The following is a 22,416-nucleotide window of genomic DNA, read 5'->3' as shown; positions in this document are numbered from 1 at the left end:
ACAACATGACTCTCCACAAGTTCAACCTCCCCGACGTGGGTGAAGGGCTGACCGAGGCCGAGATCGTCGCCTGGAAGGTCAAACCCGGCGACACCGTGGCCATCAACGATGTCCTGTGCGAAATCGAGACCGCGAAGTCCCTCGTGGAACTGCCGTCACCGTTCGCCGGCACAGTCACCGAGCTGCTTGTGCCCGAGGGCCTGACGGTCGACGTCGGGACCGCGATTATCAGCGTCAGCGACGCCGCCCCCGCCGCGGACGCCGCCGTGGAGCCTGCCCCCGCCGCGCCGGCTCCTGATGTTCCGCTGTACGGGAAGCTGGAGCCGGACACGTCCGACGCCGGTGACTCGGCCGGGCGACCGGCCGGCGGCCCCTTGGTGGGCTCCGGTCCGAAGGCCGACGCCGTCAAGCGCCGCCGCCGGGTCGCCGGTCCGGCTGCGAGCCCTGCTGTGTCGGCCGCCACCGCGGAGGCGGCCCCGCTCGCGGAGCAGGTGGGGGTCGAGGCGCACGACATCTGGATCAGCCCGGAGGCGGTCGCACATACGGAGCGCCCGGCCGCCACCGGTCCCGCCGAAGCCATTGACCAGCGTCCCACGCTCAGCGGCGCCATCAGCGGACTCGTCAACAGGGTCCTGGCCAAGCCTCCCGTGCGTAAGATCGCCCGCGACCTCGGCATCGACCTCTCCGACGTCATCCCCACCGGCGCCCGCGGGGAGGTGACGCGCGAGGACCTGGTCAGCTACCAGGCCCAGCGCGACGCGGAAGTGGACAAGGCCGATACCTTCTGGGGCAAGACCGGCCGCCCGCAGGAACAGCGCATAGAGCGGATCCCGGTCAAGGGTGTCCGCAAGGCCACCGCGCGGGCCATGGTCGAGTCGGCCTTCGCCGCCCCGCACGTGAGCATCTTCGTCGACGTCGATGCCAGCCGGACTATGGAGTTCGTCAAGCGGCTCAAGGCCTCCCGCGATTTCGAAGGCATCAAAGTTTCCCCGCTGCTGATCCTGGCCAAGGCCGTCATCTGGGCCGCAGCCCGCAACCCCAGCGTCAACGCGACCTGGGTGGACAACCCGGACGGCAGCGACTCCGCCGAGATCCACGTCAAGCACTTCATGAACCTCGGGATCGCCGCCGCAACGCCCCGCGGGCTGATGGTCCCGAACATCAAGAACGCCCAGGATCTCTCGCTCAAGGAGCTGGCCCTGGCATTGAACGACCTCGCGACGACCGCCCGCGCGGGCAAGACCCAGCCGGCCCAGATGCAGGGCGGCACCCTGACCGTCACCAACATCGGCGCCCTCGGGATCGACACCGGCACGCCGATCATCAACCCCGGCGAGGTCGCCATCGTGGCCTTCGGCACCATCAAGCAGAAACCCTGGGTCCTTGATGGAGAGGTGATTCCGCGCTGGATCACCACTCTCGGCGGCTCCTTCGACCACCGGGTGGTGGACGGCGACCTCTCCGCACGGTTCATGGCCGACGTCGCCGCGATCCTGGAAGAGCCCGCGCTGCTGCTCGACTGAGCGGGCAGGTCGCGGGACCCCCGCCCAGCCCGGCCATTGATATGCAATACGTCCCAATAGCTTCAAAATAGGTATTTCACCTTACTAATAGGTCCTCCTAAGCTGGTCAGAGCACGGCATACGGCCGTGTCCGAGCTGCCTGGGAGTTTCAATGGAGACGCGCCACCTCAAGTACTTCATTGCCGTGGCCGAGGAGCGCCATTTCGGCCGCGCGGCCCAGCGCCTGCACATGGCCCAGCCGCCCCTGTCCCAGCAGATCCGACAGCTGGAAGAACAGCTCGGCACACCCCTGCTGCTTCGCACCACTCGGAAGGTGGAGATCACCCCGGCCGGGCAGCTCCTGCTGGATCGAGGACGGCTGCTGCTTCAGGAACTCGAAGCGCTCGAGGAAGACGTACAGCAGGTCGGGGCCGGTGCCACCGGCGTCATTCGTGTCGGCTTCACGGGAACCGCCACGTACCGGCTGATGCCCACCATTGTCCAGGCCGCCCGCCGCACGCTTCCCGGACTCCGCATCACCGTACAGGGCGAGATGCTGACGCCCCAGATGGAGTCCGCGCTCGAGGACGGCCGGCTCGACGTCGCCGTCCTCCGCCCACCGGTCCGCTCCGGAACGATAGCGCTAAAACTGCTCGAACAAGATCAGTTGGTCGCCGCGCTCCCCGCGGATTCACCGCTGGCGGACAAGGGCACCCTGGACCTGGCCGAGCTCGCAGGCCAGGACTTCATCGGCTATCCCAGCTATTCCGCCGTCAGCAGCATCTTGGTGGACGCCTGCCGCAGGGCCGGGTTCCAGCCGCGGCTCGTCCAGGAAGCGAGGGAAACCTCCACCCTGCTCTCGCTCGTCGCAGCCGGGATGGGGATCGCGCTGGTGCCCATGACCTCTCGGATGTTCTCGTTCCAAGGTGTGGTGTTCCGCCCGCTGCGCGACTCGCCGCCGGTTGACCTCGCCGTGGCCTGGATCCGCGATGCCGAGACGCCACTGCTGCGCAGCTTCCTGCAGCTCTTCGACTCCCAGCCCACAGCCGCCACAAAGGAATCCCGCCGTGAAAATTGAACGCATCGAGGCCATCCCCTATTCAATCCCCTACGCGCGCCCGCTGAAATTCGCCAGCGGCGAGGTGACCTCCGCGGAACACGTGCTGGTCCGGATCTACACGGACACCGGCGTCTGCGGTGTTGCCGACACCCCGCCGCGTCCCTACACCTACGGCGAAACCCAGGATTCGATCGTCTCGGTGGTGACCAAGGTCTTCGCCCCGCAGCTCATCGGGCTGGACCCGCTGGACCGTTCAAAGGTCCAGCAGCTGCTCCGGCGCACGGTCAACAACCCCACGGCCAAGGGGGCCCTGGACATCGCGCTCTGGGATGTCATCGGGATTTCCCTGGGCACCCCGGTGCACAAACTGCTGGGCGGCTTTACGGACAGCATGCGGGTCTCTCACATGCTTGGCTTCAAGCCCGCCGCGGAGCTCCTCGAGGAAGCGCTCCGGTTCCGCGAAACGTACGGCATCAACACCTTTAAGCTGAAGACCGGACGGCGGCCGCTCTCCCTCGATGTCGAGGCCTGCCATGTCCTGCGTGAGGGGCTCGGCGCGGAAACGGAGATTTACCTCGATGCCAACCGCGGCTGGACGGCGAATGAGGCCATGGAGGTCCTCCGCCGGACCGAGGGCCTGGGCCTGTCCATGCTGGAGGAACCATGCGACGCCGGAGAAGCCCTCGGCCGCCGTCGGCTGGTGCAGAGCTCCAGCATTCCGATCGTGGGCGACGAAAGCGTGCCCACCCTCGGTGACGTCTCCCGGGAACTGCTCTCCGGCGGCAGCAACGCGATCTGCATCAAGACCGCCCGGAGCGGGTTCACCGAAGCCCAACAGATCCTCGGCCTCTGCGAAGGCCTCGGCGTGGATGTCACGATGGGCAACCAGATCGACACCCAGGTCGGCAGCCTCGCCACGGTTACCTTTGGCGCTGCTTTCGAGGCCAGTTCCCGTCGGGCTGGGGAGCTCTCCAACTATCTGGACATGACAGACGACCTCCTGGCCGAGCCGCTCAAAATCAGCGACGGCGCCATCCGGGTCCGTGAGGTCCCCGGCGTCGGCGCGGCCATCGACGCGGACAAACTGCAAAAGTACCGGCAGGACTAGGCCTGACCCGGCCGCATTCTGCCGTCAGAAAGACCGCACACCACAAGGAGAACCACATGCTGTACCTGGTCCGCATGGACGTCAACATTCCGCTGGACATGCCCAAGGAGCGCGCCGACGCCATCAAGGCGGAGGAGCGGGAGTATTCCCAGCAGCTCCAGCGCGACGGACGCTGGGCGCATCTGTGGCGGGTTGTCGGCGAGTACTCCAACTACTCGGTGTTCGACGTCGCGGACAACGACGAGTTGCACACCCTGCTCTCCGGACTGCCGCTCTTCCCGTTCATGGACATCAAGGTGACGCCGCTCGCCAAGCACCCGTCCGCCGTCGAATAGTCCGCGTACCCCCTCCGCCCTTTCATATCCGAAAGCTCTCAATGGGCTGGAAATAGGTATTTCCCCTCGATCAATTCCAGGCCTACCGTTGAAGCAACACCGGATGTGATGCGGGGCACGACGCGCAGCGCAGTCTGCCAGCCCGGAACCCACCGACAGCCGTTTCTACCATCGTTCTTTTGACACAGGAGTCACCATGACAACGGAAACTGAAGCCACAGCAGCCTCCTCGGGTGCGGGGGCAACCGCCCGCTTCCGGGAGAACAAGCACATCGCCGACAGCACAAGCCAGGAGCGGGTCAGCATGCTTGCGGGCCGCGTCATCAAGGCGATCAACGACACCGTCCTGGACGAGAAGGTCACCTACGACGAATACAACGCCTTCAAGGCCTGGCTCATCCAGGTCGGCGAGGACGGCGAATGGCCGCTGTTCCTGGACGTCTGGGTGGAGCACTCCGTCGAGGAGGTCGCCAACTCCAGCCGCCACGGCTCCAAGGGCAGCATCGAGGGGCCCTACTACATCCCAGACGCCCCCACCCTCAACACCCCGGCCACCCTGCCGATGCGCGAGGACGAACCCGGCACTCCGCTGCTGTTCCAGGGCCAGGTCACAAACGTCGCCGGAGAGCCGCTCGCCGGGGCCCTGATCGAACTGTGGCACGCCGACGACCTCGGCTTTTACTCCCAGTTCGCCCCCGGACTGCCTGAATGGAACCTCCGCGGCTCCATCATCGCCGACGCCCAGGGCAACTTCCAGATCAACACCATGCAGCCCGCGCCTTACCAGATCCCCACAGACGGCGCCTGCGGTGCCCTCATTGCTGCGGCCGGCTGGCACGCCTGGCGGCCCGCCCACCTGCACCTGAAGGTGTCGGCCCCGGTGCACCAGCTCATCACCACCCAGTTGTATTTCCAGGGTGACGAGCACGTCGCCGACGACATCGCCTCAGCCGTGAAACCGGAACTCATTCTCGCGCCCACGGAGCGCACTGACGGCAAGGGACGCGAAGTCACCTACGACTTCGTTCTCGACCCCCAGGACTAAGCCCCTTTCCCGATCCCGGGGCCGGAACCATCCGGCCCTGGGGTCGACCCACAATTCATCCCCAACATCCGCCGTAATGCCGCCTGCCCAAAATGAAGTTGCCGCAGCCGCACGGACCCCGGATCAGTCGGGTCAGAACATTCACACGAAAGTGAGTTAACGGTGACTAAACCCGCCTATAACGTCCAGGACGTTATCGACAACACGCCCATGGGATTCAAACGATGGTCCATCGTCGTCCTCTGTTTCGTGATCGCATTGCTGGACGGATTCGACACGCAGTCCATTGCATTCATCGGACCCGCGATCGCCGAAGACTTCGGCCTGCAGGCCACAGACATGACCTGGGTGATCACCGCCAGCACCGTTGGCATGTGCGTGGGCGCGATGTCCCTTGGCACCTTCGGGGACCGGATCGGCCGGAAGAAGACCGTCCTGCTCGCCCTGGCCCTTTTTGGTGTGTTCTCCCTTGCCGGAGCGTTCGCTCAATCCCTGGAACAGATTGTCATTCTGCGCTTCCTCATTGGCCTCGGCATGGGCGGGGCCACCCCGGCACTGCTGGCGTTGACGGCTGAGTACAGCCCCAAATCCCGCCGTGGCACGTTTATGACATTGGTGTTGCTCGGCCTGCCTGGCGGCGCGCTTCTCGGCGGGCTTGTGGCGGCGGCATGGCTGCCGGTGATGGGCTGGCGCGGCATCTTCCTGGTCGGCGGCGTGCTGCCACTTGCCATGGTGTTGGTCTGCAGCAGGATGCTCTCGGAATCGCCGGTCTTCCTGGCGGCCAAGGGCACCCCCGCGGCAGACGCTCGGGCACGTCAGATCATGGCCTCCATTTCCGGCAGCCCCGTCAGCCCGGATGCCGTGCTCGCGACAAACGACAAAATGGAGGAGCGCAGCTCTGTCGCTGCACTTTTCTCAGCCAGATACCGGATGGTCACGATCGCAGTCTTCGCCACCTACCTGCTCAATTGGATCGCCTGGTTCCTTCTGCTGCTCTGGATGCCAACCGCGCTCAAAATGTTGGGGCTGGCCGGCTCGCAGGCCGCGATGGGAACCGTTACCGTCAACGGTGCGTTCATCCTCTTCGCCATCCCTCTGTCCATCATCCTGCCCAAGGTAAACCCCAGAAAACTGCTGCTGGTCATGTTTGCCGCGGGGATCCTCATCGCGCTGGGTCTGGGGCTGGCCGGCTCCAACTTCGCGCTGGTGTTCGTGCTGATCGGGCTGGCCGGCTTCGGCATTGGCGGCCAGCAGTTGGCCCTGAATTATCTGATCGCCAACGCCTACCCCACTCAACTTCGTGCCACTGCTACCGGCTGGGGCATCGGAATTGGCCGCCTTGGTGCCATCGTTGGCTCTGCCCTGGGCGGGATCATTCTCACGGGGCTGGGCGTCTCCGGTTACTTCATGGCGCTCGCCGTACCGCTGGTTCTGGCCGGCCTGGCCACCCTAATGGTGCGGAACTCGGCAAGCCAAGCCGGGGCTGTCCCGACGACTTCGGCGCCATTGGAACGCGAAGCCGTCAGCTGACGACGCAAGAGACGACTGGCAGGGCCCGCGGCAGCGGCGCGGACGGGCAAACCCGGGACCCGCACCGGTGCTGCGGGCACCTGCGAGTTTACGAAAATTGGCCGTAACCGGCCGAAAGATCCCAGGAAGAAGGGGACGCACAGCAATGCGTTTTACTGACAAGGTTGTAGTGGTAACCGGCGCCGCCCAGGGGATTGGCGCCGTCGCCCATAAGATTGCCGCCGAGGGCGGCAGCGTCGTCTTGGCGGACCGGTCCGAGCTGGTCATTGAGGTGTGTGCTGAGCTGACGGCCGGTGGTGCTCCTGCCCGGTATTTTGTCTGCGATCTGGAAACCTATGCAGGCGCCGCGGACCTGATGGCCTACGCCGTGGCGGAGTTCGGCCGGATCGATATCCTGATCAACAACGTCGGCGGCACGATCTGGGCCAAGCCCTATGAGCACTACCAGGAGGAGGAGATCGAGGCCGAGGTACGGCGCTCGCTCTTCCCCACACTGTGGTGTTGCCGCGCCGTCATGCCGCACATGATCGAGCGGACCGCTGGGGTCATCGTAAATGTCTCCTCGATAGCCACGCGCAGCATCAACCGTGTGCCGTACGCGGCGTCCAAGGGCGGGATCAACGCCTTGACCGCGTCGCTGGCCTTCGAGGCAGCATCAAAGGGTATACGCGTCGTGGCCACTGCACCCGGCGGCACGCAAGCCCCGCCGAGGAAGGTTCCACGCAACCCCAACGCGCAGTCCGCCCAAGAAGAGGTCTGGTACCAGCAGATCATAGACCAGACCACCGAAAGCACCCTGTTCAAGCGCTACGGCACTTTGGAAGAGCAGGCCGCTCCGATCTTGTTCATGGCCTCTGACGACGCCAGCTACATCACCGGTGGGGTGCTGCCGGTGGGCGGCGGGGACCTCGGATAACCCAGGCGGTTCGAACAACAGCAGGAAGGGGAAGTCGATGACGCAGGACGTCATGGGAGGCATGGAAAAGCGAGAATTGCGCCAGGTATTCGGCACGTTCGCCACCGGTGTCACGGTGGTCACCACCCGGACGGACGACGGGGTTGCGCATGGCACCACGGTCAACGCGTTCGCCGCGGTATCCGTCGACCCGCCGCTGGTCCAGATCACGCTGACCCGGGCCTCGCGCGCCGCTGGGTACCTTGAAGGTGCCCCGTTCGCCATCAACATCCTGTCCCTCGAACAAGTCGATGCGGCCCGGCACTTTTCCGGCGAAGTCGTCGACACGGAACCGGAATGGACTCTGAACGGCAACGTCCCGGTGCTGACCGGGAACGCCGCCACGCTTAAGTGCCGGCCGTGGAACATCTACGACGGCGGTGACCACATCATCGTTGTCGGCGAGGTCATGGCCATGGACATCACACAGCGTGAACCGCTCGTGTTCTTCGGCGGTGAGTTCCGCACAATGGGGCGCCGCGTCGAGGCAATTCGGTCGGATCACTCCGGCGCTGACTCCGAATCGGGCTGGTTCGCGGGGTCCAACTACTTCAGGCCGCTTCATGCCCCAAAGTCCCGCTAGCCTGCCCGGGGCCCCGGCGCGGGGCTAGGTCCCCGAGTAAGCCGTCAGCAGCTCGGCCATTCCCGGGTCGCCGCTCATGCCGGCGAGGGCGACGGCGGCGGCGGTCATCGCGCCGGCGAAGCCCGTGGTGCACGCGGTCATCACGGCAAAGAACTTCCAGTCATCGCGGAGGACGCTCCGCATCGTGTCCGGCATTCGCAGCCCGGGAGAGATCATGTTGGGGGCGCTGTCCGTGGATCCGTCGTCCAGATAGGCGACGACGCGGCCGGACTGGCGGTCGACGCGCATGGCGCTGATGTGGTTGCCGTGCCGGGCGAGGAGAATGTCGTGGCCAACCAGCTGGCGGCGCTGAAGAGTGAGCATGTTCATCCCTTGGAACTCAAGAATATTGGACGTCCACGCCGGCGGGGGCACCTTCAATTTTACCGCCGGCACAGTGCCGCGACGGGGCGGAATCCCCGTGAGCCTGCCCACGGGGCGTGGTGACGCGCGTCAAGGCGGACCTGTCCCGGACGGTCCGCCGGCACTAGAGTGGCACCAGCCGCCGCCACTCTGGCGGACGCGGATCAAAGGAGATGTTGCGTGTTTTCGAGCCCGTTCCCCGATGTGGAAATTCCCAATGTCAGCCTCTACGACTACCTCTTTGGCGGCCTGGTGGAGGCGGACCTGGACCGGATCGCCGTCGTCGACGGCACGAGCGGCGCGGAGACCAGTTACCGGACCCTGGTGGGGCAGATCGACGCCGTTGCCGGAGCCGTGGCGGCGCGGGGCCTGGGCGTCCACGGCGTGGCGGCGATCCTGTGCCCCAACGTCCCGGCTTTCGCCGTGGTTTTCCACGGACTCCTGCGGGCCGGCGCCACGGTCACCACCGTCAACTCCCTGTACACGGCGGACGAGATCGCCCTCCAGCTTGACGACGCCGGAGCCGAATGGATGTTTACGGTCTCGGCCCTGCTCCCCGCAGCCCGGGAAGCCGCCACGCGTGCCGGGATCCCGGCGGACAGGCTCGTCGTGCTCGACGGCGCCGCCGGCCACCCCTCGCTGCGGGACCTGCTGACGTCCGGCGCCCCGGCGCCGGACGTCACGTTCGATCCCGCTACCCACGTGGCCGTCCTGCCGTACTCCTCCGGGACCACCGGCCGGCCCAAGGGAGTGATGCTCAGCCACCGGAACCTTGTGGCGAACGCCGAGCAGTCCCGCGGGCTGCTCAAGGTCACCGCTGAGGACCGGCTGCTGGCGCTACTGCCGTTTTTCCACATCTACGGACTGACCGTGCTGCTGAACCTCGCCCTGCGCCAGCGCGCCTGCCTCGTGACGATGCCGAAGTTTGACCTGGCCGAGTTCCTGCGGATCATCCAGGACCACCGGTGCAGCTACCTTTTTATTGCCCCGCCGGTGGCCGTGGCCCTGACAAAGCACCCGATGGTGGCCGACTACGATCTCAGCTCGGTGCACACCGCACTGTCCGGAGCGGCGCCCCTCGACGGGGAACTGGGCGGCAGGCTGGCCGAACGCCTTGGCTGCCGGGTCCTGCAGGGCTACGGCATGACCGAGATGAGCCCGGTGTCCCACTTGATTCCCGCTGACGCCGCCGAGCTGCCCGTCAGCTCGGTGGGATACACGGTCCCCAACATGGACTGCCGGCTGCTGGATCCCGCCACCGGGGAGGACATCGACGTTCCGGCCGAGGGCACCAGCGCGCCCGGGCACCTTCTCTGCCGGGGACCGAACGTGATGCTCGGCTACCTCAACCGCGCCGAGGAAACGGCGGACACCCTCGATGCCGACGGTTTTCTGCGCACTGGGGACATTGCCACCGTGGACGCCCACGGCGTCGTCACCATCGTCGACCGGCTCAAGGAACTGATCAAGTACAAGGGCTACCAGATCGCTCCGGCGGAGCTTGAGGCGCTGCTCCTCACGCATCCCGGCATCGCCGACGCCGCGGTGATCGGCACGTCCGACGCCGACGGCCAGGAAGTGCCGATGGCGTTTGTGGTGCGCCAGCCCGGAGACAACGGCGAGCGGCTCGACGAGGCCGCGGTGATGGACTTCGTGGCGGCCAAGGTGGCGCCCTTCAAGAAGATCCGGCGGGTGGAGTTCATCGACGCCGTGCCCAAGTCCTCCTCCGGCAAAATCCTGCGCCGGAAGCTCAAGACGGCTGAGGCTGCAGCCGGATAAGACTGCCGCTGCCCGACTGGCGGTCCAGCCACGCTGGAGCGCTAGTCGGGGACGTCTGTCTTGGCGATGTAAACGTCGCAGGGGGCGTTGTGCGCCACGGAGTTGGCAACGCTCCCGAGCACACGCCCCAGCCCCCTCATCCGGCGGTTGCCGACCACGATCAGCTGCGCGCCGGATCGTGCCGCTTCGTCGATGAGAGCCTCGGCCGGCTTGCCGCGGGCGGCCGCGTACGTGACGTGGAGTGCAGGAGTGCGCAGGCTGTCTGCGACGCTCCGCGCGACTTTCTCCGCGTCGCCGGCGTCGGAGACAATCCACTTGTCGCCGCCGCTGCTGTAGACCTCTGTCCTGTCGCTGTCGAACGCGCTGACCACATGAAGGGTGGCCCCGAGCGAAGTGGCCAGGTCGCGTGCGGTTTGCGCGGCCCGCAGGGCAGTCTCGCTGCCATCGACGCCGACAACAATAATTCCGGTCATGAAGTGCTCCTTGAGATCAACGAACGGCTGGCCATAACAATGATTCAGGCTACAGCGCGGCGATGGCTTCCCGCAGGACCGGTGCCAGCCGGCGGACCCCTTCGCGGATGGTCTCCGGCGGTACGGCGCTGAAAGCCAGCCGGATCTTGTTGGAGGGATCGTCGGAATGGGTGAAGGCCGCACCCGGAATGAAGACCACCCCGGCGTCGATGGCCTTCTTCAGCAGGGGGTAGGTGTCCACGCCGTCGGGCAGGGTGACCCAGACGAAGAATCCGCCTTCCGGCCGGGTCCAGCTCAGGCCCGGCGGCATAAACTCGCCGAGGGCGGCCAGCATGGCATCGCACCGTTCCTTGTACAGTCCCCGGTACGTCTCGATCTGGCCGCGCCAGTCGTAGTCGCGGAGGTAGGCGGACACCAGCATCTGGTTGAGGGTCGGCGGGCACAGGGTGACCGCTTCGGAGGCGAGGTAGTAGCGGCGCTGGAGGTGCGCGGGGACGAGGGCCCAGCCGATCCGCAGACCGGGCGCGAAGATTTTCGAGAAGGACCCCATGTAGATCACGTCGTCCGGGTTGGCGGCCCGCAGCGGCGTGAGCGGCTTACCGTCGAACCGAAGCAGTCCGTAGGGATTGTCCTCCAGCACCAAAATATTCGCATTGCGGCATATGTCCACAACCTGCTGCCGCCGCTCCGCCGACAGGGTGACGCCGGAGGGGTTGTTGAAGCTGGGGATGGTGTACAGGAACTTGATGTTCTTGCCGGCCGTCTGCAGGGCGGCGATTTTTGCCTCGAGGAGGTCCGGGACGATGCCGTCGCCGTCCATCGGCACGGTGGCGACCTGGACCTGGTAGGCCTCGAAGGTGTTGAGCGCGCCGACATAGGTGGGATCCTCCACCAGCACCACGTCCCCCGGGTTGCAGAAGACTTTGGTGGCGACATCCTGGGCCGACTGCGAACCCGCGGTGACCACCACGTTCTCCGGTTTGGCGTCCAGGATTCCCTCCGCGGCCATGACTTCGCAGATCTGGGTGCGGAGTTCCTCGGTGCCCTGGCCGCCGCCGTACTGCAGGGCGGTCATTCCCTGTTCGGCGATGATCTTCGCGGCGGTCTGGCCGAGCCGTTCCAGCGGCAGGGACTGGAGGTATGGGCTTCCGCCGGCCAGGGACACGAGGCCGGGGCGCAGCGAGATGTCGAAGACATCGCGGACTGCCGATTGCTTGATATTTGCTGCGCGCTCCGAGAACAGGTCCTCGTGGCGGTGGGCGGACGTAGCCGCACGTTCGATTGCGTCAATTGCCTCGGCCGGAAGTACTTCTGCGGCGGCATCAAGTGTTTCGTGGGTCACATCTCCCAGAATACAACCCTTGTTGCTACAGGGGAAACGTTTGTTTCCTCCCACCCGGATTCGCGTCGGAAACGGACAGCCGCCACGTGGATCCACGTGGCGGCTGTCTGGAATCGGCGCGAAATCGACGGGGAATTAGGCCGCGGTAGCCGTAAGGGATTCTTCCAGCGCGTCGAAGACACCCTTGATCTGCTCCACGACCTCGGCGTCGTCCTTGGGGTGGACTTCGGCGAAGCGGACCATGGAGCCCGGGACAGCCAGCTTGACGTCCTCGAGGACACGGGCGCCGGCGATGCCTACAGCCTTGCGGGCCTCATCCTGGGCCCAGACTCCGCCGAACTGGCCGAAGGCGGTGCCGACGACGGCAGTCGGCTTGCCGTTCAGGGCGCCGGCGCCGAACGGGCGGGACAGCCAGTCGATGGCGTTCTTGAGCGAGGCGGGGACCGTGCCGTTGTGCTCCGGGGTGACCAGGAGCAGGGTGTCGGCGTCGTTCGCGGCGGCGCGCAGGGCGGCGGCGGCGGCCGGGACCTGACCCTCGACGTCGATGTCCTCGTTGTAGAACGGGATGTTGCCGAGGCTGTCGTGGATGAGCACCTCAACCTGTTCCGGCGCGTTCAGCTGGATGGCTTCGGCCAGCTTCTGGTTGGTGGAATCCGCGCGGAGGCTGCCGACCAGGGTGAGTACGGTGTTCTTGGACATGTGAACTCCTAGGTTTCGCGCCACAGGTGATCCTGCGGCTGGATGATCATGGAGGCTTTGCCGGCCTTCACTGATCAAAACGGACTGCGGTCCGTTTCTATTCCCCGGGACTAGACTGTGCGGTGTGAGCTCAATCCCAATGCGCCCGGGCCTGGAGCCCGAGCGCCGCGACGCCGCCCGGAACCGCGAGCTGCTGCTCCGTGCTGCCCGCGAGCTTATTGAGGAGTGCGGGGCCGACGGCCTGACCATGGGAACGCTGGCGCAGCGGGCCGGCGTGGGCAAGGGGACGGTGTTCCGGCGGTTCGGCAGCCGGGCCGGACTCATGATGACCCTCCTGAGTGACGCGGAGGCCCACTTCCAGGGACGCTTTATGTTCGGTCCGCCCCCGCTCGGCCCCGGCGCACCGCCACTGGAGCGGCTCATCGCCTTTGGCGAGGAGCGCATCGCCTGGGTGTTGGAATTCGGCGAGCTGGCCCGGGCCGCGGACGTGTCGGCCTACAACCGGTTCGACGTGCCGGCGGCCGTCCTCTGGCACCGGCACCTGGAGATGCTGCTGCGGGAAGCGGGGGTCACCACGGATCCCTGGCTGATGGCCACATCGCTGAGCGCTGTGCTGGAGCCTGAGCGGATCCTGCATGCCGTTCGCGTGCACCACATAGCCCCGGAGCGGCTCGCCGCGTCGTGGCGCGAGCTCGTCTCGCGCGTAGTCCGCGGAGCGTAGGCGGGCGCGGCTCTCCGGCTCACACCGATCAAATCAATTCCCCTGAATTATTCATAACGATCTGATACCTGACTGCCGGAACGCCGGGCAGGCGGCATCTGGCGGCAATATCGATGTGATAGTTTCCTCTGGAATGTGACCTGCAACATAGCCCACAAGGGCCTGCCGAAAGGCCTGCAGGCGGCCAGATACCCGCTGGCCCAGATCCCGGATCGGCAGCGGTAATCCCCTGCCGGATGGGGACTACGGAAGGATCAGGTAGTGAAACTTGTCAAATATCCTGCGCGCGGCGAGGCTGTTTCAGCCGGCCCGGCAGGCACCGCACAGGCACCGGCGATCCAGAACTAGCTACCCATGCTCCGATACCTCGCCAAGCGCGCCCTCACCTATGCCTTCATGATCTTCCTGACCACCACCGCCGGGTACTTCCTGGCCGTGAACACCCTGCAGCCGGCGCTGCTGGAGCAGGAGCGGATCCCGCGGCCCACCCCCGAACAGGTGGCCAACTCCTTCCGGCTCAAGGGCCTCGATCCGGATCTCAGCCCCTGGGAACGCTACGTCGAGTGGCTGACGGCGATCGTCACCCGCTGGGACTGGGGGCGCAGTCCCAGCGGCGCGTTCATCAACGCCGAATTCGGCGACCGGGTCTGGATCTCCACCCGGCTGTTCCTGGCCTCCATCATCCTGACCCTCATCATCGGCATCGCCCTGGGCGTCTACACGGCGGCCCGGCAGTACAAAGCCTCGGACCGGGTCATCACCTCCTACAGCTACCTCGTCTACATTGTGCCCGCGCCGATCGCCTACTTCCTGGTGCAGCTCGGAGCCATCAACATCAACGAGACGGTCGGTGAACGCATCTTCTTCGTCACCGGCATTTCGACGCCCGGCCTGGAGGGGGACGGCTGGGCGCAGTTCGTGGACATGCTGGCCCACTACGCGGTGCCGACCTTCGCGATCACCATCGTGGGCTGGGGCGCCTATCAGATCGCCCAGCGCCAATACCTCCTGGACAACGTCAACGCCGACTTCGTCCGGACCGCGCGGGCCAAGGGACTCACCCGCAACCAGGCCATCAGCCGGCACGCCCTGCGTGTGTCCTTCATCCCTGTCGCACAAAGCATCGCCTTCACGATCCCGGCCATCTTCGCCGGCGGCTTCTTCGCTGAAAAGATCTTCGCCTGGCACGGCGTCGGATCGTGGAGTATCGACGCGATCGCACTGCAGGACGTCAACGCCGCGACGGCGACCCTCGCCTACGGCTCCGTGATCTTTGCGATCGGCGCGATCCTCGCGGACTTCGCCACCACGCTGGTCGACCCGAGAGTGCGGGTGCAGTAACCATGACAAACCTCAACACCATCGACCCGGCCGCCGTCACCGGCGAGGCCAAAATCGAGAACAACGACGTCGTCATCGCGAAGTCGACGATCATCCTCCGCCGCTTCCTGCGCAACAAGACAGCCGTCGTGGGCCTCGTCATCTTCGTGGCGCTGACCCTGTTCTCCCTGGTCGGCGGCCTTTTCTCCAGCTGGGACAAGGAAACGATCGACCCCTTCAGCATCGGCATGCCGCCGTCGGCCGAGCACCTGCTGGGCACCTCGCAGGCCGGCATCGACCTGTACGCCCTCACCGTCGAGGGCACCCGGGTCTCGATCCTGATCGGCCTCGTCGTCGGCCTCGTCTCCGTCCTGATCGCGGCGGTGTACGGCTGCACCATGGCCTACTTCGGCGGGAAGGTGGACAAGGTCATGCTGTTCATCCTTGAGGCCCTGATCATGATGCCGGCGCTGCTGGTCGTGGCCGTGGCCACGAGCGGCGGCGGCAACGGCCTGCAGGAGAGCCTGCCCAGCTGGCTGCTGCTGATCATCGTGCTGCTCGTCTTCAGCTGGATGGGCACTGCCCGCCTCATCCGCTCGCTGTCCATGTCCCTGATGTCCCGCGACTTCGTCAAGGCAGCCCAGTACATGGGCATCCCGCCGCGGCGCATCGTCTGGCGGCACCTTGTCCCGAACATCGGCTCGCTCCTTGTCCTTGACATCACCCGCGGAGTCACCGGCGCGATCCTGGCCGAGGTTGCCTTCTCCTTCATCGGCATCGGCATCAAGGTTCCGGATGTGAGCCTGGGCGTGCTGATCGGCCAGGCGACGTCCCAGGTCTCCACGTTCCCGTGGATGTTCTGGGTCCCGCTGACCGTCATGTTCCTGCTGACCGGTTCGCTCGCCATGATGAACGACGGCCTGCGGGACGCGTTCGACCCCAGCTCCAGCTCCATCGGCAGCGCCAAGAAGCGCGCCTCCGGCAAGGGCAGGACCGGCAGGAATCAGAAGAAGGACCAGACCGGCAAGACACAGGAGAAGGCCTCATGAGCCACGAAATGACCGCCAGCGCCGAATCCTCCGAGCTCTCCGCCTCCGGCCTCTCCACTGCTGAGCGCCTGCGCGTCGCCGGTCTGCACGCCGCAGGTGATGCCGTGCTCTCCGTCCGTGACCTGAACGTCCGCTTCAACACGGAGAACGGGGTGGTCCACGCCGTCCGCGGCATCGACTTCGACCTCCATGCCGGCAGGACGCTGGGCATCGTCGGTGAATCGGGGTCCGGGAAGTCCGTCACCTCCATGGCCATCCTGGGCCTGCTGCCGGACACCGCCCAAGTCACCGGCTCGGTCCGGCTCCAGGGCAAGGAGCTGCTGGGCCTCAGCGACAAGGCGATGTGCCGGCACCGCGGCAACGACATCGCCATGGTCTTCCAGGATCCGTTGTCCTCCCTGACCCCGGTCTACACGGTGGGCACCCAGATCATCGAGGCGCTCACGGTCCACAACCCCGCCATGAGCAAACAGGCGAAGGAGGCGCGCGCCGTCGAACTCCTCGGCATGGTGGGCATCCCCAGCCCGAAGGACCGGCTCAAGGCATTCCCGCACGAATTCTCCGGCGGCATGCGCCAGCGCGTGATGATCGCCATCGCCATCGCGAACAACCCGCGGGTGCTGATCGCTGACGAGCCGACGACGGCGCTCGACGTCACCATCCAGGCGCAGGTCCTCGAGGTGCTGCACACCGCGCAGGAGGAAACCGGCGCCGCCGTCGTGATGATCACCCACGATCTGGGCGTCGTCGCCGGCATGGCGGACGACATCATGGTGATGTACGCCGGCAAGCCCGTGGAGACCGGCAGCGTCGATGACATCTACTACAACCCGCGGATGCCTTACACGATGGGCCTGCTGGGCGCGGTGCCGCGCGTCGACGTGGCCGAGAAGACCTCGCTGGTGCCGATCGAGGGCATCCCGCCGAATCTTGTCCATACCCCGACGGGCTGTTCCTTCGCGCCGCGCTGCCCGCTGGCCGGCGACGCGTGCCTCGACGGGGAGCCGGAGCTGTGGCCCGTCGCCGGGGCCGGACTGGACGGCGGCCTGCAACACAAGGCCGCCTGCATCAAGACCGACTCCCTCGGCGGTGACGTGGACGTCCGCGAGGTCTTCCGGGCCCCGGCCGTGCCGGTGTCACACTTTGACGCGATCCCGCGTGCAGAGCGCCGGACCGTGCTGGAGCTCCGGGACGTGCGGAAACACTTCCCGCTGATGAAGGGCGCCCTGATCAAGCGCCGCATCGGCACCGTCAAGGCCGTCGACGGGCTGAGCTTCGATATCCGCGAGGGTGAGTGCTTCTCGATCGTCGGCGAGTCCGGCTGCGGCAAGACCACCACCCTGCTCGAAATCATGGAGTTCCACAAAGACCAGGACGGCGAGGTGGTCATCGGCGGCCTCAGCAACAAGCAAGCCGCGGATGCCAGGACCAAGGGCGCCATGCGCAAGGAACTCCAGATGGTGTTCCAGGACCCCACCGGCGCCCTCGACCCGCGTTTCACCGTCTTTGAAGTGCTGTCCGAGCCGCTTGAGAACGCGGGCATGGCCAAGCCCCAGATCCGCGCGCGGATCATGGAGCTGATGGAACTCGTGGGCCTCCAGCCGGACCACGTGAACCGCTTCCCCAACCAGTTCTCCGGTGGCCAGCGCCAGCGCATCGGCATCGCCCGCGCCCTGGCCGTGAACCCCAAGCTGGTGGTCCTGGACGAACCGGTATCAGCCCTGGACGTGTCCGTGCAGGCCGGCGTGATCAACCTCCTGGACAAGCTCCGCGCCGAACTCGGGCTGAGCTACCTGATGGTGGCCCACGACCTCTCCGTGGTGCGGCACATCTCCAACCGCGTGGCCGTGATGTACCTGGGCAAGATTGTGGAGATCGGGGACGTCGACGCGGTCTTCGACAATCCGCGCCACCCCTACACCCGGGCACTGCTCTCCGCGATTCCGGTACCCGACCCGGTCCTGGAGCGCACCCGGGAACGGATCATCCTGCAGGGGGATCTGCCCTCGCCGCTTGAGGCGCCCAAGGGCTGCAACTTCGCCACCCGCTGCCCGGTCTTCGCCGCCCTGCCGGCGGCCAAGCAGGAGAAATGCCTCACCCTTGAGCCGCCGCTGGAAGCGGCCGCGGCTCCCGCCCCGGCCGCAGGTTACCGGGCTGCCGGTCTTCCGGCCGCACCCGCGGCCCCCACAGACCAGCACTTCGCCTGCTTCTACCCGGACGGCGAACTGGACGCGGACATGTTGGTTGTCCACGAGTCCCTCTGACGCACCAAACCGCACCTGCATCACAACTCGCACAAAAAATGAAGGGGATCATGATGAAGAATCTGACCAAGATCGGCGGGGTGGCCGCCGTCGCGGCAGCACTCGCGCTGACCGGCTGCGGCGGAGGCGGCGCCACCACGTCCGCCGAGAGCGCCAAGGCCCAGGACGCCTCCGGCGACATCAACAAGCTCATCAGTGTCAACGCCAAGAAGGCCGATGAGCTGAAGCAGGGCGGCACCGTGACGCTGCCGGTCGGCAACATCGGCCCGGACTTCAACGGCTTCTCCAACGCGGGCAACTCCGCGGACAACACGGAACTGCACTACCCGATCGACGAGGCCGGCTACGTGGGCTGCTGGAAGCTCGACTTCGACGGCACCAGCAAGCTGAACACCAACTTCTGCGAAGACTTCCAGAGCGAGGTCAAAGACGGCAAGCAGACCATCACCATCAAGATCAACCCGAAGGCCGAGTACAACGATGGCACCCCCATCAACGCCGACACCTTCGTGAACACCTGGACGATGCTCAACGGCAAGAACAAGGACATCGACATCGTGTCCTCCGGTGCCTACGAGTTCATCGACTCCGTGAAGGCCGGAAGCAATGACAAGGAAGTCATCGCAACCACCACCCAGCCGGTCTACCCGCTGAGCGACATCTACGGCGGCTTCATCCCGCAGGCAGTCAACACCCCGGAGCTGTTCAACACCGGTTTCTCCGGCGAAATGCACCCCGAGTGGATGGCCGGCCCGTTCAAGGTCGAAAAGTACGACTCCGCGGCCAAGACCGTCTCCATGGTTCCGAACGAGAAGTGGTGGGGCGAGAAGCCGGTCCTGGAAAAGGTGATCTTCCGCCAGCTCGAGGCAAGCGCCGAGATCGCCGCCTTCAAGAACAGCGAAATCGACATGGCCGACGGCCGCACGCTGACCAAGTACAAGCAGCTCGAAGGCACCAAGAACTCCGAGGTCCGGCGCGGCCAGCGCCTGTTCGCCGGCGGCCTGAACCTCAACGCCATGAAGGCCCCGCTGACTGACGTCGCGGTCCGCCAGGCGATCTTCACCGCCGTCGACCGTCCGGCCGTCCGCGCCGTGCGGTTCGGCGGGTTGAACTGGGAAGAGGAAAGCTCGGGATCGATGATGCTGATGCCGTTCTCCAAGTACTACCAGGACAACTACCCGGTCAAGGAAGCGGGCACCGACGCGGCCAAGAAGGTCCTGACCGACGCCGGCTACGCGCCGAACGCCAAGGGCACCATGGAGAAGGACGGCAAGCCCGTCTCCTTCAAGATCACCAACTTCGGTGACGACCCGACGTCCCTCGCCACCGTGCAGACCCTGCAGAAGCAGCTCCAGGCCGCCGGCATGGAGGTCGGCATCGACCAGCGCGGCGACGCGGACTTCGGCAAGGTCCTGGGCAGCCGCGACTTCCAGCTCACCATCAGCGGCTACACCGTCGGCGCGGATGCAACCTCGGGTGTGAAGCAGTTCTACGACTCCAAGACCAACGAGAACGAACTCGGCGACGCCGAACTGGACAAGGCCATCAAGGACCTCGCCTCCATCCAGGACGACACCGAGCGCAACAAGGCCGCCATGGAGGTCGAAAAGAAGCACATGGCCAAGTACTACTCCATGGGCGTCCTTATGAACGGCCCGCAGATCTACTTCGCCCGCACGGGCCTCGCCAACTACGGCGCGTCCCTGTTCCAGACTCCGGACTGGAGCGTCGTCGGCTGGCAGAAGTAACCCCTCCGACGCTCCCTCACCTTTAGCAGCTTTTCGGGCGACGCTCCCTCACCTATTGAGGGGGCGTCGCCTGTCTTGTTGCGATATCTGAGGGAGCGTTGAATGGGCCCGCGGGAGTAGCGTGGGACCATGACAACAGACTCCAACCGGCCCGTCCGCACGGCCGTCGCCGGCTTTGGCCTCTCGGGCAGCGTCTTCCACGCGCCCTTGCTCACCTCCGACCCCGCCTATTCCCTGGAGATGATCTCCACGTCCGACGCCGGCCGGCAGTCCGCCGCGTCCGCCCGGTACCCCGGCGTCCGGATTGTGGACACCCCGGCGGACATCCTGGCGCGCGCCGGTGAGCTGGACCTGCTGGTCCTGGGAACCCCGCCGGCCACGCACTACCCGCTCGCGAAAGCCGCGCTGGAAGCCGGACTCGACGTCGTCGTCGACAAGCCGTTTACGGTGCGCAGCGCCGAAGCCGGGGAGCTCATCCGGCTCGCAGAGCGGCTGGGCCGCGTCCTCACCGTCTTCCAGAACCGGCGCTGGGACGGCGACTACCTCACGGTCCGCGGGCTGCTGGACAGCGGTGCCCTGGGCGGCGTTACACGGTTCGAATCCCGCTTTGAACGCTGGTCCCCGACGGTCGCCAAGGCCTGGAAAGCGGAGGCGACCGCGGACGACGGCGGCGGGGTGCTGTTCGACCTCGGCACCCACCTGCTGGACCAGGCCGTGCAGCTCTTCGGACCCGCCACGGTCACCCACGCCGAACTCGCGGCCCGCCGGGCCGGGGAGAAGACAGACGACGACGTGTTCCTGGCCCTGCGGCACGAATCCGGCGTGACGACCCACCTGTGGATGAACATGCTCTGCGCCCAGCAGGGGCCGCGCTTCCGGCTGCTGGGCAGCGACGGCGCCTTCACCAAGCACGGCGTCGACCCGCAGGAGCCCTTCATCGTGGCCGGCGGCAGCCCGCTGGATCCGGACTACGGGGTCGAGGACCGCGAGTGGGCCGGGCTGCTGGGCCGCGACGGGCACCTGGACCGGCTGCCCACCGAACGCGGCGCCTACCCGGAGTTCTACCGGATCCTCGCGGAGAAGATCAGGGGCGGCGGGGCGGCGTCGGCACTGCCGGTCCCGGTGGATCCGGCGGGGACGGTGGAAGTGCTGCGGCTGATCGAGCAGGCGCGGGCGCTGGCCTAGCCGTTAAACAGCAATCGGCTGCTCCGTAACTGCCCTTCTGGGGGTCCAAAAGGGCGGTTTGGGCCCACACCGGCAGGGTTCCCTGGCCGAGCTTGCGAGGCGAGGGGGCCGGTGGGGAGGAGCAACCGATGCTAACTCCGGGGTGTTACGCGGAGACCAGTTCGTGCCAGTCGGCGACGAGGGGCAGGTTGTGCGCCTCGGAGACCGAGCGGTGCGCCACCTTGCCACCGGCGATGTTCAGGCCGGCGGCCAGGGCGGCATCGCGTTCGAACGCGGCCTTGACGCCCAGGTTCGCCAGGGCGACGGCGTAGCGCAGGGTGACGTTGGTCAGCGCGTAGGTGGAGGTGTTCGGGACGGCGCCCGGCATGTTGGCAACGCAGTAGAAGATCGTGTTGTGGACCTTGTACGTCGGTTCCTGGTGCGTGGTGGGGTGCGTGTCCTCGAAGCAGCCGCCCTGGTCAACGGCGATGTCCACCAGCACGGAGCCGGGCTTCATGCGGGAGACGAGCTCGTTGGTGACCAGCTTCGGGGCCTTTGCGCCCGGGATCAGCACGGAGCCGATCACGAGGTCGGCGTCGACCACGGACTTCTCGATCTCGTAGGCGTTGGAGGCAACGGTCTTCAGGCGGCCCTGGTACTGGGCATCCAGTTCGCGCAGGCGGTTGATGTTGATGTCCAGGATGGTGACGTCGGCGCCGAGGCCCAGGGCCATGGCGGCGGCGTTGGTGCCGGCCACGCCGGCGCCGAGGACAACCACCTTGGCCGGGCGGACGCCCGGTACGCCGCCGAGCAGCACACCCTTGCCGCCGGCCGGAGCCATCAGCGAGGTGGCGCCCACCTGGACGGACAGGCGGCCCGCGACCTCGGACATCGGGGCGAGCAGCGGCAGGGCGCGGCCTTCCTGGACGGTCTCGTAGGCGATAGCGGTCACGCCGCTGTTGATAAGCGCCTGCGTCAGCTCCGGCTCGGCCGCGAGGTGCAGGTAGGTGAAGAGGATCAGGCCCTTGCGGAAGCGGTGGTATTCGGCCTTGACCGGCTCCTTGACCTTCAGGACCATGTCGGCGCGCGCCCAGACGTCATCTGCTTCGGTGACGATCTCGGCGCCGGCGATGGCGTATTCCTCGTCCGTGATGCCCGAGCCCAGGCCCGCGCCGCGCTCCACCAGGACCGAGTGGCCGTGGGTGCGGAATTCGTGGACACCAGCAGCTGTGATGGCGACGCGGAATTCGTTGTTCTTGATCTCTTTGGGGACACCGATGATCATTTGGGGACTCCATTGCTGGCGGCTTTATGGGCCTGGGTGTGTGGGGGAAGTT

The 22,416-nt window shown here is 66.3% G+C and carries 20 protein-coding genes; 15 read left to right on the top strand and 5 right to left on the bottom strand.

All coding sequences use genetic code 11. The features are described 5' to 3' along the window. Nucleotides 1–5: 5 nt before the first annotated feature. From AC6EUH_RS16305 to AC6EUH_RS16270, 8 genes are all read left to right on the top strand, one after another. Complete coding sequence (locus AC6EUH_RS16305; protein ID WP_499739298.1) at nucleotides 6–1,523, top strand: dihydrolipoamide acetyltransferase family protein; 1,518 nt, start codon at nucleotides 6–8, stop codon at nucleotides 1,521–1,523. A 151-nt stretch (nucleotides 1,524–1,674) separates the two neighbouring features. After that, a complete protein-coding gene (locus AC6EUH_RS16300; protein WP_499739297.1) occupies nucleotides 1,675–2,580 on the top strand; it encodes a LysR substrate-binding domain-containing protein in 906 nt (301 codons plus the stop codon). Next, nucleotides 2,570–3,670, top strand: a complete 1,101-nt coding sequence (locus AC6EUH_RS16295) for a mandelate racemase/muconate lactonizing enzyme family protein (RefSeq protein ID WP_056429030.1) — start codon at nucleotides 2,570–2,572, stop codon at nucleotides 3,668–3,670. The genes AC6EUH_RS16300 and AC6EUH_RS16295 overlap by 11 nt, the downstream gene beginning before the upstream one ends. A 56-nt stretch (nucleotides 3,671–3,726) precedes the next feature. Next, the gene (gene catC / locus AC6EUH_RS16290; protein ID WP_056429033.1) at nucleotides 3,727–4,005 is read left to right on the top strand and encodes a muconolactone Delta-isomerase; all 279 of its coding nucleotides are present in this window, start codon (nucleotides 3,727–3,729) and stop codon (nucleotides 4,003–4,005) included. Between the two features lie 196 nt (nucleotides 4,006–4,201). Continuing rightward, nucleotides 4,202–5,050, top strand: a complete 849-nt coding sequence (catA, locus tag AC6EUH_RS16285; RefSeq protein ID WP_499739296.1) for a catechol 1,2-dioxygenase — start codon at nucleotides 4,202–4,204, stop codon at nucleotides 5,048–5,050. A gap of 210 nt (nucleotides 5,051–5,260) precedes the next feature. Then, nucleotides 5,261–6,580 (top strand): MFS transporter, encoded by a 1,320-nt coding sequence (locus AC6EUH_RS16280; protein WP_499739295.1) that lies wholly within the window; start codon nucleotides 5,261–5,263, stop codon nucleotides 6,578–6,580. 145 nt (nucleotides 6,581–6,725) lie between these two features. Then, a complete protein-coding gene (locus tag AC6EUH_RS16275; protein ID WP_499739294.1) occupies nucleotides 6,726–7,496 on the top strand; it encodes a 1,6-dihydroxycyclohexa-2,4-diene-1-carboxylate dehydrogenase in 771 nt (256 codons plus the stop codon). A gap of 37 nt (nucleotides 7,497–7,533) precedes the next feature. Further along, nucleotides 7,534–8,118 (top strand): flavin reductase family protein, encoded by a 585-nt coding sequence (locus tag AC6EUH_RS16270; RefSeq protein ID WP_056429041.1) that lies wholly within the window; start codon nucleotides 7,534–7,536, stop codon nucleotides 8,116–8,118. Between the two features lie 24 nt (nucleotides 8,119–8,142). Here the strand turns inward: AC6EUH_RS16270 and AC6EUH_RS16265 are convergent, their stop codons facing one another. Next, on the bottom strand, nucleotides 8,143–8,481 hold the full coding sequence (locus tag AC6EUH_RS16265) for a hypothetical protein (RefSeq protein WP_056429323.1): 339 nt from the start codon (nucleotides 8,479–8,481) through the stop codon (nucleotides 8,143–8,145). 219 nt (nucleotides 8,482–8,700) lie between these two features. Between AC6EUH_RS16265 and AC6EUH_RS16260 the strand changes: the two genes are divergently transcribed. Next, complete coding sequence (locus tag AC6EUH_RS16260) at nucleotides 8,701–10,299, top strand: AMP-binding protein (protein WP_499739293.1); 1,599 nt, start codon at nucleotides 8,701–8,703, stop codon at nucleotides 10,297–10,299. A 41-nt stretch (nucleotides 10,300–10,340) separates the two neighbouring features. Here the strand turns inward: AC6EUH_RS16260 and AC6EUH_RS16255 are convergent, their stop codons facing one another. The 3 genes from AC6EUH_RS16255 to AC6EUH_RS16245 all read right to left on the bottom strand — a co-directional run bounded on the left by AC6EUH_RS16255 (nucleotide 10,341) and on the right by AC6EUH_RS16245 (nucleotide 12,813). Then, nucleotides 10,341–10,772: a universal stress protein gene (locus AC6EUH_RS16255; protein ID WP_056429048.1), complete on the bottom strand. Its 432-nt coding sequence runs from the start codon at nucleotides 10,770–10,772 to the stop codon at nucleotides 10,341–10,343. Between the two features lie 49 nt (nucleotides 10,773–10,821). Then, nucleotides 10,822–12,114 carry an aminotransferase-like domain-containing protein gene (locus tag AC6EUH_RS16250; RefSeq protein ID WP_499739292.1) on the bottom strand — a complete coding sequence of 431 codons (1,293 nt, stop codon included), beginning with the start codon at nucleotides 12,112–12,114 and terminating at the stop codon, nucleotides 10,822–10,824. A 135-nt stretch (nucleotides 12,115–12,249) separates the two neighbouring features. Further along, the gene (locus AC6EUH_RS16245; RefSeq protein ID WP_499739291.1) at nucleotides 12,250–12,813 is read right to left on the bottom strand and encodes an NAD(P)H-dependent oxidoreductase; all 564 of its coding nucleotides are present in this window, start codon (nucleotides 12,811–12,813) and stop codon (nucleotides 12,250–12,252) included. A 124-nt stretch (nucleotides 12,814–12,937) separates the two neighbouring features. Here AC6EUH_RS16245 and AC6EUH_RS16240 point away from each other — a divergent pair, with 124 nt between their 5' ends. The 6 genes from AC6EUH_RS16240 (at nucleotide 12,938) to AC6EUH_RS16215 (ending at nucleotide 21,100) form a co-directional block, all read left to right on the top strand. After that, complete coding sequence (locus AC6EUH_RS16240) at nucleotides 12,938–13,534, top strand: TetR/AcrR family transcriptional regulator (RefSeq protein ID WP_200913016.1); 597 nt, start codon at nucleotides 12,938–12,940, stop codon at nucleotides 13,532–13,534. Nucleotides 13,535–13,888: 354 nt separating this feature from the next. After that, entirely contained in the window at nucleotides 13,889–14,875 is a 987-nt protein-coding gene (locus tag AC6EUH_RS16235; protein ID WP_499739290.1) for an ABC transporter permease, read from the top strand. Between the two features lie 2 nt (nucleotides 14,876–14,877). After that, on the top strand, nucleotides 14,878–15,903 hold the full coding sequence (locus AC6EUH_RS16230; protein WP_499739289.1) for an ABC transporter permease: 1,026 nt from the start codon (nucleotides 14,878–14,880) through the stop codon (nucleotides 15,901–15,903). Further along, on the top strand, nucleotides 15,900–18,167 hold the full coding sequence (locus tag AC6EUH_RS16225; RefSeq protein WP_499739288.1) for a dipeptide ABC transporter ATP-binding protein: 2,268 nt from the start codon (nucleotides 15,900–15,902) through the stop codon (nucleotides 18,165–18,167). Before AC6EUH_RS16230 ends, AC6EUH_RS16225 begins: the two co-directional genes overlap by 4 nt. Before the next feature lie 53 nt (nucleotides 18,168–18,220). Then, nucleotides 18,221–19,915 carry an ABC transporter family substrate-binding protein gene (locus AC6EUH_RS16220; protein WP_499739311.1) on the top strand — a complete coding sequence of 565 codons (1,695 nt, stop codon included), beginning with the start codon at nucleotides 18,221–18,223 and terminating at the stop codon, nucleotides 19,913–19,915. Nucleotides 19,916–20,044: 129 nt separating this feature from the next. Further along, nucleotides 20,045–21,100, top strand: a complete 1,056-nt coding sequence (locus AC6EUH_RS16215) for a Gfo/Idh/MocA family protein (protein ID WP_499739287.1) — start codon at nucleotides 20,045–20,047, stop codon at nucleotides 21,098–21,100. 145 nt (nucleotides 21,101–21,245) lie between these two features. On the opposite strand, the gene ald is transcribed toward AC6EUH_RS16215, so the two are convergent. Then, a complete protein-coding gene (gene ald, locus AC6EUH_RS16210) occupies nucleotides 21,246–22,364 on the bottom strand; it encodes an alanine dehydrogenase (RefSeq protein WP_056429068.1) in 1,119 nt (372 codons plus the stop codon). Between the last annotated feature and the right edge of the window lie 52 nt (nucleotides 22,365–22,416).

Source organism: Arthrobacter sp. 001422645, from assembly GCF_059816125.1.
This window is presented reverse-complemented; position numbering and strand designations above follow the sequence as displayed.

What these genes read in the sequence shown, in the direction of transcription:
- AC6EUH_RS16235 (WP_499739290.1), top strand. Translation starts at nt 13,889, where the DNA reads ATGCTCCGATACCTCGCCAAGCGCGCCCTCACCTATGCCTTCATGATC.
- AC6EUH_RS16265 (WP_056429323.1), bottom strand. Translation starts at nt 8,481, where the DNA reads ATGCTCACTCTTCAGCGCCGCCAGCTGGTTGGCCACGACATTCTCCTC.
- AC6EUH_RS16300 (WP_499739297.1), top strand. Translation starts at nt 1,675, where the DNA reads ATGGAGACGCGCCACCTCAAGTACTTCATTGCCGTGGCCGAGGAGCGC.
- ald (WP_056429068.1), bottom strand. Translation starts at nt 22,364, where the DNA reads ATGATCATCGGTGTCCCCAAAGAGATCAAGAACAACGAATTCCGCGTC.
- AC6EUH_RS16225 (WP_499739288.1), top strand. Translation starts at nt 15,900, where the DNA reads ATGAGCCACGAAATGACCGCCAGCGCCGAATCCTCCGAGCTCTCCGCC.
- AC6EUH_RS16230 (WP_499739289.1), top strand. Translation starts at nt 14,878, where the DNA reads ATGACAAACCTCAACACCATCGACCCGGCCGCCGTCACCGGCGAGGCC.
- AC6EUH_RS16220 (WP_499739311.1), top strand. Translation starts at nt 18,221, where the DNA reads ATGAAGAATCTGACCAAGATCGGCGGGGTGGCCGCCGTCGCGGCAGCA.
- catA (WP_499739296.1), top strand. Translation starts at nt 4,202, where the DNA reads ATGACAACGGAAACTGAAGCCACAGCAGCCTCCTCGGGTGCGGGGGCA.
- catC (WP_056429033.1), top strand. Translation starts at nt 3,727, where the DNA reads ATGCTGTACCTGGTCCGCATGGACGTCAACATTCCGCTGGACATGCCC.
- AC6EUH_RS16305 (WP_499739298.1), top strand. Translation starts at nt 6, where the DNA reads ATGACTCTCCACAAGTTCAACCTCCCCGACGTGGGTGAAGGGCTGACC.
- AC6EUH_RS16280 (WP_499739295.1), top strand. Translation starts at nt 5,261, where the DNA reads ATGGGATTCAAACGATGGTCCATCGTCGTCCTCTGTTTCGTGATCGCA.
- AC6EUH_RS16245 (WP_499739291.1), bottom strand. Translation starts at nt 12,813, where the DNA reads ATGTCCAAGAACACCGTACTCACCCTGGTCGGCAGCCTCCGCGCGGAT.
- AC6EUH_RS16270 (WP_056429041.1), top strand. Translation starts at nt 7,534, where the DNA reads ATGACGCAGGACGTCATGGGAGGCATGGAAAAGCGAGAATTGCGCCAG.
- AC6EUH_RS16275 (WP_499739294.1), top strand. Translation starts at nt 6,726, where the DNA reads ATGCGTTTTACTGACAAGGTTGTAGTGGTAACCGGCGCCGCCCAGGGG.
- AC6EUH_RS16215 (WP_499739287.1), top strand. Translation starts at nt 20,045, where the DNA reads ATGACAACAGACTCCAACCGGCCCGTCCGCACGGCCGTCGCCGGCTTT.
- AC6EUH_RS16255 (WP_056429048.1), bottom strand. Translation starts at nt 10,772, where the DNA reads ATGACCGGAATTATTGTTGTCGGCGTCGATGGCAGCGAGACTGCCCTG.